This window comes from Aeromonas simiae (genome assembly GCF_014892695.1).
Taxonomy (GTDB): Bacteria; Pseudomonadota; Gammaproteobacteria; order Enterobacterales; family Aeromonadaceae; genus Aeromonas; species Aeromonas simiae.
This window is the reverse complement of sequence record NZ_CP040449.1, coordinates 2,390,340-2,405,336: the sequence shown is the minus strand read 5'-3', so window position 1 is coordinate 2,405,336 and position 14,997 is coordinate 2,390,340. Positions and strand designations below refer to the sequence as shown.

The 14,997-nt window shown below is 62.0% G+C and carries 11 protein-coding genes and 2 tRNA genes; 3 read left to right on the top strand and 10 right to left on the bottom strand.

Translation table 11 applies throughout. From position 1 onward, the window contains the following. Nucleotides 1–5 precede the first annotated feature (5 nt). From FE240_RS11315 to FE240_RS11290, 6 genes are all read right to left on the bottom strand, one after another. On the bottom strand, nucleotides 6–998 hold the full coding sequence (locus FE240_RS11315) for an ABC transporter ATP-binding protein (RefSeq protein ID WP_193001034.1): 993 nt from the start codon (nucleotides 996–998) through the stop codon (nucleotides 6–8). Between the two features lie 11 nt (nucleotides 999–1,009). Then, on the bottom strand, nucleotides 1,010–2,020 hold the full coding sequence (locus FE240_RS11310) for an ABC transporter ATP-binding protein (protein ID WP_193001032.1): 1,011 nt from the start codon (nucleotides 2,018–2,020) through the stop codon (nucleotides 1,010–1,012). Then, nucleotides 2,017–2,919 carry an ABC transporter permease gene (locus tag FE240_RS11305; protein ID WP_193001030.1) on the bottom strand — a complete coding sequence of 301 codons (903 nt, stop codon included), beginning with the start codon at nucleotides 2,917–2,919 and terminating at the stop codon, nucleotides 2,017–2,019. Before FE240_RS11305 ends, FE240_RS11310 begins: the two co-directional genes overlap by 4 nt. Nucleotide 2,920: 1 nt before the next feature. Next, nucleotides 2,921–3,904, bottom strand: coding sequence for an ABC transporter permease (locus FE240_RS11300; protein WP_193001028.1), 984 nt, complete (start codon nucleotides 3,902–3,904; stop codon nucleotides 2,921–2,923). Nucleotides 3,905–4,019: 115 nt separating this feature from the next. Continuing rightward, nucleotides 4,020–5,705, bottom strand: coding sequence for an ABC transporter substrate-binding protein (locus FE240_RS11295; protein ID WP_193001027.1), 1,686 nt, complete (start codon nucleotides 5,703–5,705; stop codon nucleotides 4,020–4,022). 368 nt (nucleotides 5,706–6,073) lie between these two features. After that, nucleotides 6,074–9,457, bottom strand: coding sequence for a hybrid sensor histidine kinase/response regulator (locus tag FE240_RS11290; RefSeq protein ID WP_193004537.1), 3,384 nt, complete (start codon nucleotides 9,455–9,457; stop codon nucleotides 6,074–6,076). A 283-nt stretch (nucleotides 9,458–9,740) separates the two neighbouring features. Between FE240_RS11290 and FE240_RS11285 the strand changes: the two genes are divergently transcribed. The 3 genes from FE240_RS11285 to FE240_RS11275 all read left to right on the top strand — a co-directional run bounded on the left by FE240_RS11285 (nucleotide 9,741) and on the right by FE240_RS11275 (nucleotide 10,334). After that, a tRNA-Gly gene (locus FE240_RS11285) sits at nucleotides 9,741–9,816 on the top strand. An 18-nt stretch (nucleotides 9,817–9,834) separates the two neighbouring features. Then, nucleotides 9,835–9,908 (top strand) — tRNA-Cys (locus FE240_RS11280). Between the two features lie 225 nt (nucleotides 9,909–10,133). Continuing rightward, nucleotides 10,134–10,334, top strand: coding sequence for a DUF2517 family protein (locus tag FE240_RS11275; protein WP_042048665.1), 201 nt, complete (start codon nucleotides 10,134–10,136; stop codon nucleotides 10,332–10,334). A 132-nt stretch (nucleotides 10,335–10,466) separates the two neighbouring features. Here the strand turns inward: FE240_RS11275 and serA are convergent, their stop codons facing one another. The 4 genes from serA to FE240_RS11255 form a co-directional block, all read right to left on the bottom strand. Then, nucleotides 10,467–11,699: a phosphoglycerate dehydrogenase gene (gene serA, locus FE240_RS11270; protein ID WP_193001025.1), complete on the bottom strand. Its 1,233-nt coding sequence runs from the start codon at nucleotides 11,697–11,699 to the stop codon at nucleotides 10,467–10,469. 198 nt (nucleotides 11,700–11,897) lie between these two features. Continuing rightward, a complete protein-coding gene (gene rpiA, locus FE240_RS11265; protein WP_193001023.1) occupies nucleotides 11,898–12,551 on the bottom strand; it encodes a ribose-5-phosphate isomerase RpiA in 654 nt (217 codons plus the stop codon). A 104-nt stretch (nucleotides 12,552–12,655) separates the two neighbouring features. Next, on the bottom strand, nucleotides 12,656–13,237 hold the full coding sequence (locus FE240_RS11260; RefSeq protein ID WP_193001021.1) for a 5-formyltetrahydrofolate cyclo-ligase: 582 nt from the start codon (nucleotides 13,235–13,237) through the stop codon (nucleotides 12,656–12,658). A gap of 69 nt (nucleotides 13,238–13,306) precedes the next feature. Then, nucleotides 13,307–14,632 (bottom strand): Na+/H+ antiporter NhaC family protein, encoded by a 1,326-nt coding sequence (locus FE240_RS11255; protein ID WP_193001019.1) that lies wholly within the window; start codon nucleotides 14,630–14,632, stop codon nucleotides 13,307–13,309. Nucleotides 14,633–14,997 lie beyond the last annotated feature (365 nt).

Genomic DNA, 14,997 nt, shown 5'->3' with positions numbered 1-14,997 from the left:
GGGCCTCACTCGAACAGGTAGCAGCGCACGAAGTGGTTGTCGGCGAGTCGGGTCACCGGCGGCAGGGCGCTCTGACAGCGCGGCTGAGCCGAGTGGCAGCGCCCGGCAAACGGGCAGCCGCAGGAGTCTGGTGTCCACAGCGGGATCTCCCCTTTGCGTCCCCCCTTCAACTCGGCGTGGATGCTCTTCTCAGGGTCGGGCACCGCCGAGATGAGCAGCCGGGTGTAGGGGTGCTGGGGGTGGTGCAGGATCTCATCCACCTCGCCCCATTCCACCATGTGGCCCACGTACATCACCGCCAGATCTTCGGCCACATAGCGGGCGGTGGCGATGTCGTGGGTGATGTAGAGCATGGAGACGCCGAGCTCCTCTTTCATCTGCTCCATCAGGTTGAGGATGCCGATGCGAATCGAGACATCGAGCATGGAGGTGGGCTCATCGGCCAGCACCACCTCGGCCTCCACCGCCAGATTGCGGGCAATGTTGACCCGCTGGCGCTGGCCGCCGGAGAGCTGGTGTGGGTACTTGGCGGCGGTGGCTCTGGCCGGGGTCAGCCCCACCTTTTCAAGGAGGCCATAGACCATGTCGGGCAGATCCCGTTTGTCGAGCACCTTGCTGTGCAGCAGCAGAGGGCGGGCGATGTGGTGGTAGATGGTGTGGGTCGGGTTCAATGAACCGAACGGATCTTGCCACACCATCTGCACGCTCTGGCGGTAGTCGAGCAGGGCGGTGCCTTTGTTGAACTCCTCCAGATCCCGGCCGCGATAGAGGATGCGGCCGTGGCTTGCCTTGTACATCTTGGCGATGATCTTGGCCACCGTGCTCTTGCCCGAGCCCGACTCGCCGACCACTGCCAGGGCGCGTCCCCTGGCGAGGGTGAAGCTGATGTCGGAGAGGGCCCGCATCTTGTCGCTTTTCAGGGCGTTGGAGTTGATGGGGAAGTCCTTGTAGAGGTGCTGCACCTCGATGATGGCTTCCGCTGTCTGTGCAATCGTCATGGCTTACCTCTTCACGCGCCTGCGGCCTGACTGAAGTGAATGAACGGTGGCTCTTCTTGTGCATGGAGGTGGCAGGCGGCGAGCTGGCCTGGGCGCACCTCGTGCAAGGTGGTGTACTCCTGCCGGCAGCGTGCGTGTACCTGGTTGCAGCGCGCCTGGAAACGGCAGCCGACCGGCACCTCCAACAGGTTGAGCGGGGTGCCTGGGATCCCCTCCAGCACTGTCTTGGGCCCATGCAGGGGCGGGAAGGAGTTACCAAGCCCCTTGGTGTAGGGGTGCAGCGGCGCGGTCAGAATCGACTTGGCCGGGGCCACCTCCACCAGTTCCCCGGCGTACATGATGCCGATACGATCGCAGAACTCGACCATCAAGGAGAGGTCGTGGGTGATGAAGAGGATGGAGAAGTTGAACTGCTCTTTGAGCGCATAGACCTTTTGCAAGATCTCCCGCTGCACCACCACGTCGAGGGCCGTGGTCGGCTCGTCCATGATGAGCAGCTCGGGGTTGAGGGCCAGCGCGATGGCGATCACCAGCCGCTGGCGCATGCCGCCGGAGAACTGGTGCGGATAGTCGAGCAGCCGGCTCGGGTGGATGTCGACAATCTCAAGCAGCGCCTGCGCGCGCTTTATCGCCTCATAGCGGGTCATGCCGGGGTTGTGGGCAAGCAGCACGTCGCAAAACTGCTCCTCCATGCGCAGCACCGGGTTGAGCGCATTCATGGCGGACTGGAACACCACCGCGACCTGCTGCCAGCGGTAGTCGCGCAGGCGGCGCTCGTCGTAGTGCAGGATAGCTTCGCCCTTGAACAGGATCTCGCCGCCACTGATGTAGGCGGGCGGCTTGTGCAGCCGGGCCACCGAGAAAGCGACGGTGGACTTGCCGCAGCCCGACTCGCCGGCGAGGCCGAAGATCTCGCCGCGCTGGATGTCAAAGCTGACCGAATTGACGGCGCGCACGTCGCCGCTCTCGGTGATGTAGTCGACGCAGAGGTTACGCACCGACAGCAGAGGTTGGGGGCTCATGCGGTTTTCTCCTCGGGCAGGGGGGCAGCCAGGCGCTTCCAGCGGGTCAGCCCCTTGTGGGAGCGCAGTTGCGGGTTGGCAATCTCATCGATGGCGAAGTTGAGCAGGGCCAGCCCCGCCCCCAAGGTGGCGATGGCCAGACACGGGAAGAGCACCTCCCACCAGGCGCCGACCAGCAGAGCGCTGGCGGTCTGGGCGTTGTAGAGCATGATGCCCCAGCTCACCACCAAGGGATCCCCGAGTCCGAGGAACTCCAGGGTCGCTTCGGTGACGATGGCGTAGATGATGGAGCCGATGAAGCTCACCCCGATGATGGAGATGAGGTTGGGCAAGATCTCGACCAGTATGATGCGCCAGGCCGGCTCCCCCAGCACCTCGGCGGCGATGACGAACTCTTTTTCCCGCAGCGCCAGGGTCTGGGCGCGAATGACGCGCGCCCCGTAGGCCCAGGAGGTGAGCCCGATGATGAGGGCAATGACCCAGGGGGAGGCCTCTCCGATGAAGCTCGCCAGTACCAGCAGTAGGGGGAGGTTGGGGATCACCAGCACCACGTTCATCAGGAAGGTGAGGGCCTCGTCGATGACGCCGCCAAAATAGCCGGCGGTGATGCCGATAGAGACCGCCAGCACGCATACCAAGAGGCCCGCACCAAAGCCGACCAGCAGCGACACGCGGCCGCCGTGGACAAACTGGGACCAGATGTCGCGCCCCATGCGGGTGGTGCCCATCACGTATTCGGCGCTCGGCTCCTGATGGGGGCGGGCGACCCGTTTGGTGGGGTCATGGCTGGCGATCAGCGGGGCGAACAGGGCCATCAGCACGAAGGTGACCACGATGGCGAGGCCAAACGCGGCCTTCTTGTTGCCAAGCAGGATCTTGACGATGACAGGCATCTGCATCTTATTTGCCTCCTTTGCGCAGGCGGGGATCGAGAAAGACGTAGAGCACGTCGGCGAGGAAGTTAAAGCTGAGCATGGCGATGGTCATGATGAGCAGTTGGCCCTGGATGAGGGGGTAGTCGCGCGCCAAGATCCCCTGATAGAGGGTTAACCCCAGGCCGGGGTAGTTGAACACCACCTCGGTGATGAGGGAGCCGCCGATGACAAAGCCCAGCGCCATGGAGAGCGCGGTCACGCTCGGCAAGATGGCGTTGCGCGCCCCGTAGTTGAAGATGACCCGCGAGGTGGAGAGCCCCTTGGCCTTGGCCATGGTGATGTAGTCCTCGCCGAGTAGGTTGATCATGTTATTGCGCATGGTGATGAGAAAGCCGCCGATCTGCACCAGCGCCAGGGTGCCGACCGGCATGATGGCGTGGGTCAGGATGCTTTTGATGTGCGCCCAGCCCCAGTCGGCCGGGATCTCCGGGCTGTAGGCATAGCCAATCGGCAGCCATGCTAGGCTCACCCCGAACAGGAACAGGGCCAGCAAGGAGACCACCACGGGGGGGATGGCCTGCATCACCAGGGTGAGCGGCGAGAGGAGGCTGTCCATGCGCCCGCCCCGGTACCAGGCGGCGAAGATGCCGATGACCGAGCCGATGGCAAAGCTCAGCACGGTGGAGGTGCCGACCAGAAACAGGGTCCAGCCGAGCGCACGGCCCAGCACGTCGGCCACCGGCTGCGGATAGAAGCGCACCGAGGTGCCGAGATCCCAAGTGAGGACGCTCTTAACGTAGGTAAGAAACTGCTCGCCGAGAGGGCCGTCGACAAAGCCGAAGGTGGCCTTGAGGGCCTCCAGGGCGGCAGGCTCCATCATGGCGCCGGCGCGGGCGAACATGACCGAGACCGGATCGCCCGGCATGGCGCGTGGCAGCAAGAAGTTAATGGTGGCGGCCACCAAGAAGGCGACCAGATAGAAGGAGAAACGTCGGAGTACAAAGCCCATGATGACACCTTTTTACTGCGCGCTTCCCGCCGTGCGGCCACAGTGACCCTACCCATGCGAAGTGGGGGCTGCCGACGGTGAGGGAAGTGGCCCCCCGCAGGGGGCCGGGTGTGGGTTAGCTGTTGGGTTTGAGCGACAGGACGTGCAGCAGGCGCTCGGGGGTGTCCGGGTGGACTTGCGGCTTGGCGACCGGGTTGTCGGCGCTGAACCAGCCGTGGAAGCGCTTGGTGCTGTACTCGTACCAGGTCGGGTTGTTAAACACAGGGATGATGGTCTGGTTGGCACCGACCTTCTCTTGGATGGCGAACATGATCTCCTTCTGCTTGGCCGCGTCGGCGGTCTGGGTGAAGGCGTCGATCAGCTTGTCGAGCTCCGGATCCTTGTAGCGGGGGGCCGCGAAGCGGTTGCCACGCTCACCCATGTTGCGTGAGTGGAAGGCGGTCTCGAAGTACTTGTGCGGGTTGGCGCCAGCAAAGTAGCCCTGCAATGCCGCGTCGAAGTCACCGGTGATCAGGGCCTCGGTCCAGACGGTGGCCTCCGGGGTGGCGGTCTTGGCGTTGATGCCGAGGGCCTGCAACCCTTCGACGCCGATCTGCACCGTGTTGACCCAGTCGGTCCAGCCGTTTGGCACCAGTACCTTGAACTCGATCTTCTTGCAGCTCGGGGTGTCGAGGAACTGGTCGCCGTCGCAGTCCTTGTAGCCTGCCTGTTTGAGCAGCGCCTTGGCCCCTTCCAGATCGAACTTGTTGTACTTGCCGTATTGCTGCTCGACGGCCGGGTTGTCCCAGGTCTCGAAGGCCTTGCCGAGCCCGGAAGGGTACTCGTTGATGGTGGGGTAGCCGTAGCCGGCGATGTCCACCATGGACTGGCGATCCATGGCCATGGAGAAGGCGCGGCGGAAGTTGACGTCGTTGAACGCCTCGTGGTTGCCCGGGTGCTTGGTCTGGAAGTTGACGTTAAACGCCACGGTGCCAGAGGCGGGGAACCAGTATTTGTTGTTCTTCGGATCGTTGCCGACGTAGAGGCGCTCGATATCCGGCACGAAGGAGCCGAACCAGTCCACATCGCCCTTCATCACGGCGGCCAGCACCTGATCGTTGGTGGCCATCTGCGGCATGCGCAAGCAGTCGATGGTGAGGTTGGCGTTATCCCAGTAGTGCGGGTTGCGGCACTGGGTGTAGAGCTGGGCCGAGAAGTTCTCCACCTCGGTGAAGGGGCCGCTGCCGACCGGCTTGTCGTTGGTGAAGGCGACCGGATCTTTCACCGACTTCCACTGGTGTTCGGGCACGATGGGCACCAGCACCAGATCGTTGACCACGTTAGTGTTCACTTCGCTCAAGGTGAATTTCACCTTGTTTTGCGCCAGCTTCTCGACCCCGGTGATCTGGGTCCAGATGGAGCGCTCATCCAGCGCCTTATTGGCCTTGATGAGGTTGAAGGAGAAGAGTACGTCGTCGGCGTCGAAGCCTTCCCCGTCAGACCACTTCACCCCGTCACGCAGATCGAAGGTGACGCTTTTCAGGTCATCGCCAAAGGCGTAGTGGGTGGCCAAGCGAAAGACCGGTTTGCCCCCCTGCATGTCATTGAAAATGACCAGAGGTTCATAGATGAAGTGGCGGGTGGTGTGCAGCAGGCCGGCCTGCAAGAAGGGGTTGAAGTTCTTCACCCAGGCCGTTTCTTGCTGGGCGACCAGGGTCAGTACCGTCTTGTTGTCGGCCGCCATGGCGGTGCCGGCAGCGCCGGCAACCATCAGGGTGCCCAGCATGACCGAGGCAGAGAGTGTGGACAGTTTGGCAAGCATGGTTATTCCTTTCTTCTTTTATTCCTTGTTGGGTGTGAGCGCCGCATCAGCATGCTGTGGTGCGGCCCTCCTGCGTTGGTGCGGTCTGGCGCCGCATTGCTTATCCAACGGCTCTTAGCAAAGCAGAGGAGGGGGGCCCATCACAAGCCGGGAGATCGTTGTTTTCGTAAAAAGTGAGGGGCTTTCGTCATTTTCGTCAAAATTGATTTTTAATCGTTTAAAATCAAAGTATTGAATTTATTCTCTCCGAATAGAAAGCGCCGATTTTGACCTGATTATTAAAAAATTGTGACGGTGATCCGGGCTCCTGGTCGGGCAGCCCCGACCGCGTGATCAGGCGAAGGAACGATCCCCGGCCCGCCCCCAGTTCAGGGGCGGCGGGCCGCCAGTTGACGCAGCTCTTGGCTATGCAGTTGCAGCCGCTGGCGGGTTGGCTCGTCGAGGGCGCAGTGCTGCAATACATACTCGGCGGTGGCCACCACCGTCTTCCAGCGCGGCGCCTGGGGCAGGGTGTCGAGGGTCAGGTATTTATCGAGGGTGCGGGTCTGGGGGCTCGACTTGTCGAGGTAGACCCGCCACAGCTTGCTCTTTTCGGCCAGCGCCACCTTGCCCTTGCCGGTCGCCTGCTGCCAGGCCGCCAGCGAAAGGTTCAGGGTATCGACCAGGGCGCGGCGCAAGGGGTCTTCATCCTGCTGGCGGATCAGGTTGTCGGCCAGGGTGCGGAACTCGCCGCCAAGCCGGCTCAGCTCGCCGAGCAGTTGTTCATCTTCGATGATGGCCTGGCGTGAGAGGCTCTTGAGGGCGCGCTCCAGCGCCTCGATGCGTTCGGGGGCTGGCTCCTTTTGGGTCAGCAGGCAGAGGGCGAGCGCCGGCTCACCGCGGTAGCGGGTGGCGATACTGCGGGCGCGGATGGGAGTGGGCTGGCCGGCCAGCAGCAGCGTCAGGGTGAGCTCGTCTGTTGCTTCGGTCAGCGGCAGGGGCAGGGGCTCGGCCAGCAGGGAGGCGAGGGGGCGCCCCTCCAGCTCAGCCCCTGGCATGCCGAGCAGTTCGGTGGCGCTGCGCGAGGCCAGCAGCAAGGTGCCATCGGGGCGCACGAACAGCATGCTCTCGCGTCCTTGGGCGAGCAGCGCGAGCAGGTGGCGCTGATCGTCGAGCAGGGCCTCTTGCAGTTGCAGGCGCCGCTCTACCTCCTGTTTCAGCAGGGCATTCTCGACTAAGGTGTCGCGGCCGCGCTTGGCCTCGAGCAGGGCGCGGATACGGGCCAGCAGCTCCTCGCGGGCGAACGGCTTGACCAGGTAGTCGTTGGCGCCGGCGGCGAACCCCTCCTCGATCTCCTTGGGGCCACCGAGGGCGGTCAGCAGCAGCACTGGCAGGCGATCGCGCGGATAGTGCTCACGCAGGCGGCGGCAGAGATCGAAGCCAGAGAGGGTCGGCATCATTACATCGAGCAGCAGCAGATCGACCGGCGTCTCCTCAAGGCGGCGCAAGGCGTCGTGGCCGTCGCTGCACAGCAGCAGGCGATAGCCATAGGGGCTGAGCAGCTGCTGCAAGATATGCAGGTTGATGGGCTCATCATCGACGATGAGCAAGGTAGCGACGGTCTCGCTCGCCTCCGGCGCGCTGGCCGGGGGGGGCAGCGGCAGCTCAGGGGCGCGCAGCAGTTGTGGTCTTGGCACCGAGCCATCGCTTCGGCCTGGCTGCGCGCCTTCGGGGGCCAGCGGCAGGCTGATGCAGAACACCGAGCCCACCTGGGGCTCGCTGCTGACCGTCAGCTCTCCTCCCATTTGTGCGATCAGTTGGCGGGTGATGGAGAGGCCAAGACCGGCCCCCGGCTTGGCGCCCGGCGTATCGAGGCGCACCAGCGGCTCGAAGATGTGATCGAGCTGATCGGGCGCAATGCCGATGCCGGTGTCGGCGATGCGAATGCACAGCCTTCCCGCCTCGCGATTGGCGCTTAGCACCACCTTGCCCTCCGGCGTGTACTTGATGGCGTTGCCGACCAGATTCCACAGCACCTGCTCTAGGCGCTGCTCGTCGGCCTGCACCGGAGGCAGGTCGTCGGCGCTGCGATCGATCAGCCGGACCGGCTTGCCCTGCACCAGGTGCTGGCAGAGATCGAGCACCAGTCGGATCACCGCCTTGGCCGAGACGGGGGCGGGGCGGATCTCGAGCTGACCGTGGCGCAGGCGGTGGTAGTCGAGCAGATCGTCCACCAGTCGAGCCAGACTGCCGGCGCTCTTGATGATGAGGCCAAGCTGCCCCTGCTGGCGCTCGCTCAGCCCATCTTTGCTGGCCAGCATGGCCTCGGCCATCCCCTTGATGCCGTGGATGGGGGTGCGCAGCTCGTGGGAGGTGTTGGCCAGCAGCTCGTCCTTGAGGCGATCGGCCTCTTGCAAGCTGAGGTTCTGGCGCTGGGTGAGGGCCACCTGATCTTGCAGCTCGCGGGTCTGGATGGCGATCAGGGCCAGTTTCTCGCGCACCGAGCACTGCATGTGGGCGAAGGCCCGCGAGAGGCGGCCGATTTCGTCATCGGCCCGGCTGGTGTTGATGGGGTGCTCGAGATCGCCGTTGGAGACCCGCTCGGCGGCCTCCGAGAGGGCACGCAGGGGGGCGGTGATGGTGTTGGAGAGCCAGCGAGAGAGCAGCAGCGCCAGGATCAGCGAGGCCAGCGTCAGGGTGACTGCCAGGGTTTCGAGCTGGCGGATACGGCTGTAGGCCTCGCGGGTGGAGATCTCGGCGATCAGGGCCCACTCGCTGTTGAACGCCTGCACCTGGGTATAGGCCGCCAGCACCTCGTCCCCCTGATAGGAGCGAAAGAGGCCGACTCCCTGCTCCCCGGCCAGGGTTCGCTCGACCAGCGGGGTGTTCATCGGGCGTCCGTTGCTCGAAAAGCTCTGGGCCACGCTGAAGTCAGGGCTGAGCAGGGCATCGGCGCGCATCCGCCGATCCGGGCCGACGAGAATGGTCTCGCCGGTCTCGCCGAGCCCCTCGCGTTCGGCCATGATCCGGGTCAGCTTGTCGGGGCGCAGCTCGAAGAGCACCACGCCGCGCACCGAGTCGTATTGCATCACGGGGGCGGCCAGGTAGGCGACCACCTCGCCGCTCAGTGGGTTGAAGCTAAAGTCGGTAAACTCGAACACCTGCTGCGGGTCAACGCCTCCGTCCAGACGCAGCTTGACCCGGGCGAAGGTCTGGGCCAGGGCGCTCGACTGGTAGGGGCCCGAGAGCAGATTGGTGGCGAAGTTGGGGCGCTTGGTGACCGAATAGACCACGTCGCCGTTGAGATCGACTAAGAAGATGTCGGCGTAGTTGGCGTGGCGCACCAGATCCGCATAGCCGCGGTGAAAGCGCTGGTGCACGCGGCCATACATTTCATCGGCCAGGATCAGGGCGCTGATCTCAGGCGCCACGGGCGCCTCGGGATCGGGTTTTTGCAGCTTGTCCCATGAGCCGGCCACATAACGGGCAGCGGCGCGCTGGCGCGCTTCCTCGGGGGTGAGGCCGAGCTTTTCAAAGGCGCCGGTGAAGCCGTAGAAGCGGCCTATGCTGTTGCCGGCGAAGTCCTGGCGGGCGAAGGTGACCACCTGCTCCTTGAGGTTGGCGAAGTAATCCTCGATCTGTGCCTTCTTGATATTGCGTGCCGAGACCAGGTGATTGGAGGTCTGTTCGGTCAGATCTTTGCTGTGGGAGTGCAAAAAGAGGATGGAGACGGCCAGAAAGGGCACCATGCCCAGCAGAAAGAAGACCAGCATTAGCCTGGGGCGCAGCCCGGTCGACATAGAAATCCTTTTCATGGTCGTTTTATAGGGAAACGTCGGTAAATCACGGGGCTCTATCTTGGCCTAAACCTTTGGGATTTCAACGACCTTTACCGTAAAGCGCCACCTGCCTCACAGCCTCGCGCCGTTTTTTTCGGCGCTTTGGGCAAAGGCTGAGCAAACGCGCCAAATTGACACCTCAGCAGCCAAAAAAAGCTTGTCTCACCGCATTGGCTCCGTATAATGCGCCTCGTTGTCAGGTAACTGCCTGTGCAAAGCGGGAATAGCTCAGTTGGTAGAGCACGACCTTGCCAAGGTCGGGGTCGCGAGTTCGAGTCTCGTTTCCCGCTCCAATCTCTCATCGAGAGTCTGGCGCGTTAACAAAGCGGTTATGTAGCGGATTGCAAATCCGTTTAGTCCGGTTCGACTCCGGAACGCGCCTCCATCTTCTTACAGAGCCCGCTCAATGAGCGGGCTCTGTGCTTTTGTACGCCTTCTGGACAGATGTTGATCGATGCCCTGTCGTTCAGCTTTGTTGGTCTATGTTGCTAAATTTCACTTTGTGCTTACATCTGTGCCTGAATCATAAATATTTAGGTTTTTGATGTAGAAAAACTACACAGCATGGGGTACTCTTTGCTCAGTGGTCTAACCAGTGGAGGGAGTTACCATGTTTCGTCCGTTTTCTCTGACCCGGATCTTGCTGCGCCGTACTCTGGTGCTGCTGCTCGGTGTGCTGGCCTTCCCGTTCATGCTGTTTCGTCAGGATCGGGCCCGCTTCTACAGCTATCTGCACCGTATCTGGTGCAAGACCAGCACCAAGCCGGTATGGCTGAAGCAAAGTGAGCGTGCCGAACGCCTCTTCTACTGATACACCCAGTTCCTCCACATCCCGCCCTCATGGCGGGATGTGTGTTTCTGGCGTCTGCCGATAGGTGGCTAGCCGGAGGACATCAACAAAAAAGCCCCGTAAAACGGGGCTTTTTGCATGCATCAGCGGCGATCAGTGCAGGATCCGGGCACGGATGGTGCCGTCGATATCCTTGAGCTTGGCCAAGGCCTTCTCGCTCTGCTCGCTTTCGATGTCGATCACCACATAGCCGATCTCGCTGCTGGTTTGCAGATACTGACCGGCGATGTTGATCCCCTCATCGGCGAACGCCTGGTTGATCTTGTTGAGCACACCCGGCTGGTTGTGATGGATGTGCAGCAGGCGGCTGGAGCCGCGATGACCCGGCAATGAGACCTCGGGGAAGTTAACGGCGGACAGGGTGGAGCCGTTATCAGAGTACTTGATGAGCTTGTTGGCCACTTCCAGACCGATATTTTCCTGTGCTTCCTGGGTGGAGCCGCCGATGTGCGGGGTCAGGATCACGTTGTCAAAACCGCGCAGGGGAGTCATGAACTCCTCGTCGTTGGACTTGGGCTCGACCGGGAAGACGTCGACGGCGGCGCCGGAGATGTGACCGCTCTTGAGCACTTCAACCAGGGCATCGATATCCACCACGGTACCCCGCGAGGCGTTAATGAAGACGGCGCCCGGCTTCATCATGCGCAGCTGCTCGGCGCCAATCATGTTCTTGGTGGAGGCGGTCTCAGGCACATGCAGGCTGATGACGTCAGACATGTTGAGCAGCTCGGCCATGGTGGGCACCTGGATGGCGTTACCCAGCGAGAGCTTGTTCTCGATGTCGTAGTAATAGACTTTCATGCCGAGGCTTTCGGCGATGATACCCAGCTGGGTGCCGATGTGGCCGTAGCCGATGATGCCGAGTTTCTTGCCGCGGGCCTCGACGCTGTGAGTGGCCAGCTTCTCCCAGATCCCACGGTGGCACTTGGCACTCTTTTCGGGAATGCCGCGCAGCAGCAGCAGGATTTCACCCAGCACCAGTTCGGCGACGGAGCGGGTGTTGGAGAAGGGGGCATTGAAGACAGGGATGCCACGCACCTCGGCGGCCTTGAGGTTGACCTGGTTGGTGCCGATGCAGAAGCAGCCGATGGCGACCAACTTGTTCGCCGCATCCAGTACCTTCTCAGTCAGTTGGGTGCGCGAACGCAGGCCGACGAAGTGCACGTCGCGGATGCGCTCGACCAGCTCCTCCTCGGAGAGCGAGGTCTTGAGGTACTCCACATTGGTGTACCCGGCCGCACGGAAGGTCTCCACCGTGTTGGGGTGTACCCCTTCCAGCAGCAGCACCTTGATCTTGTCCTTGTCCAATGAAAACTTGACTGTCATGACGTTCCCTTTGCCTTCTTATAGTGCGTGAATAACTCGTAAATTAACAAAAACGTTTGGGTCTGGGAACAAGTGTGATGAAAGTCAAATTTTTTGAACTTTTCAACGTTTTTAGCATATGCCTGGCGACCTTGCCTGACGTGGTTTTCGCAAAATAAAAGGCGCCCGAAGGCGCCTTTTATCGAATAAGTGTTCACATCAGCTGATAACCACCCCATCTGGGGTGCCCATCACCACCACGTCGGCACCCCGGGCGGCGAACAGGCCGTTGGTGACGACACCGACAATGGCGTTGAGGCGCGCTTCAAGCACCTTGGGCTCGGCGATGGCCATACCGTGCACATCGAGAATGTCGTTACCGTTATCGGTTACCACCCCTTTACGCCACACCGGATTGCCACCGAGCTTTCGGATCTCGCGTGCCACGTATTCCCGTGACATGGGGATCACCTCGACCGGCAGCGGGAAGGTACCGAGCACATCGACCGTCTTGGTGTTGTCGATGATGCAGATGAACTGGTCGGCTACGGCAGCGACGATCTTCTCACGGGTCAGTGCGGCGCCACCACCCTTGATCATGTCGTGAGCGGCGTTGATCTCGTCGGCCCCATCCACATAGACGGAGAGGCTGTCGATCTCGTTCAGATCGAACACCGGGATGCCAAGAGCCTGCATGCGCTCAGTGGAGGCGATGGAGCTAGAGACGGCCCCCTTGATCTGATCCTTGATGGTGCCGAGGGCGTCAATGAAGTGGTTGACGGTGGAGCCGGTGCCCACCCCGACAATGGTGCCGGGAACCACATACTGGAGGGCTGCCCAGCCGGCGGCCTTCTTCATCTCATCTTGCGTCATGACTGATCCTTAGGGGGGGTAAAAAGCGGGCGCATTATAGGATAAGGGGAGGGAGCAGGGCGACCGCTAGCATCCCCTTTCATGTGCGTTTGGTCACATTTTTTTCAAAAACGCCAGTGCTTGGATGGGGTGAGGATCTCGGGCAGTGGTACGTCCCATGCCTCGTTTGGCACGGCTGCCACCTGTTGGCAGTCATGGGCGATGCCGATCGGTTTGGGTCCAAGCTGGTGCTGCTGCCAGCAGGCCAAGGTGCGATCGTAATAGCCACCTCCCATGCCGAGCCGGTTACCTTTGGCATCGAACGCCACCATGGGGGTAAACATCAGATCGAGGGCGCTGTGGGGGATGACACGGCTCATGTCGAGCTCGGGCTCCTCAATGTTGAACTTGTTGCGCACCATGGGCGAGGTGGGGGTGTAGTGGAGGAACAACAGGTGGCCCGGGGTGAAGGGGTGCACCACGGGCAGATAGACCTCTTTTTTTTCAGCCCACAGCCAGTGGATGGTTGGCAGGGGGTTGATCTCGCCATCGTTGGCCAGGTAGCAGGCAACACGTCGTGCGGCACTGATATCGGGATGAGACTGGATACGCTCGAGCAGTTGCTGGGCGGCCAGGTGCTGTTGTTCGGCGGTGAGCGCCCGGCGGCGCTCCCTGATCTGCTGGCGCAGGGTGTGGCGTTCAGACATGGGGCCTCCTTATAGCAAACGGAGCATACCACTGCGGTGCCTTCCTGTGGATGGCCCCGTTGAGGTGAGTTAATGGCTGCTGACGGTGTGCTTGATGAAAATGGCGATGAGGGCTGCGATGGCCAGAACCAGCGGATAGAAGCACAGGCTGACCACGGCGATCGGCGAGAGCGCAAAGATGGAGCCGAGCAGTAGCGCCTGGGCCCCCCAGGGGATCAGCGCCTGTACCACACAGGAGAAGATATCGAGCAGGGAGGCGGCGCGGCGCGGCGTGACGCCGTGCTGATCGGCAAGCTCCTTGGCCACCTTGCTCGCGACGATGATCGCCACCGTATTGTTGGCGGTACAGGCATTGGTCAAACCGACCACGGCGGCGATGCCGAGTTCGGCGGCCTTTTCGTTCTGCTCGCCATCATGGCCGCGGCTGAAACGATGGATAAGGGCGGCGATCTGGCCGTTGAGCCAAGCCAGGCCACCTTGGCGCTCCATCAGGGCGCCGAGGCCGCCGATCAGCATGGAGAGCAGGAAGATCTCCTGCATGCTGCCAAAGCCTTTGTAGATGTCTTGGACGAACTGGCCGAGTTGGTAGTCGGTGCTGATGAGCCCCACGGCGCCGGCTGCGACTATGCCGGTGCCGAGCACCAGGAAGACATTCATGCCCGAGAGGGCCAGCACCAGGATGAGCAGGTAGGGCAGCACTTGGAACCACTGGCTGGTGCTTTGCGCCGGGATGGTGGCGACGTCACCCAGCAGCAGGTAGCCGAGCACCACCAGTATGGCGGCGGGGGTGGCGATGGCCAGATTCTCACGAAACTTGTCTTTCATCTCGCACCCTTGGCTGCGGGTGGCGGCGATGGTGGTGTCAGAGATGATGGATAGGTTGTCGCCAAACATGGCGCCCCCGAGCACGGCACCGGCCACCAGAACGGGGTCCATGCCGGCCGAGTGGGCCACGCCGAGGGCCACTGGCGCGACCGCGCCTATGGTTCCCATCGAGGTGCCCATGGCGGTGGCCACGAAGGCCGAGATGAGGAACAGACCCGGCAGTAGCGCCCAGCTGGGAATAATGGAGAGCCCGAGCGCCACGGTGGCATCCACCCCGCCGGTGGCCTTGGCCACGGTGGCGAAGGCGCCCGCCAGCAGGTAGATAAGGCACATGGCCATGATGTTGCTGTCACCCACTCCCTTGAAGAAGGTCTCGAGGTTGGTGTTGAACCCCTCGCGGCCGAGCAGCAGTGCCAGTATGACGGCTGGCAGGGCAGCCACCGGCGCTGGCAGTTGGTAGAAGGCAAATTCGACCCCCTGTAGGGTCAACCAGGTGCCGGTACCGATGAAGAGGGCAAGAAAGAGCAGGAGGGGCAGCAGGGCTTTGGCGCTGGGTTGGGTCTGGATCATCTGTTCCTCAGGGATTGAACAATGACCTCCTGTCGTGGCCTGTGCGAGCCCGGTGGGCTCCGGGGACAGGGCGGCATCCTGCCACTGTGGGTGCACACACTAGAGAGTCGATGGCATCGGGTCAACATAGACGTCCAGATGGATAATGCTTTTTTCAGTGTGATTCCGTTTATTCTTATTTATCTGAAGTTTCTTTGTAATTTACGTGTTTTTCCGTGAATTATTCGCATCCCTGCACGAGCTTACAAGGCGCCATCTCCGGCCTATTGTGGCTCTTTATCACCACGCGGCCGTCAAGGGCTAAACCGGGCAGGGCCTGAGGGCCGCCTTGGCCCAAGGTGCGTGCTCGCTTCTACTCTGCCCGG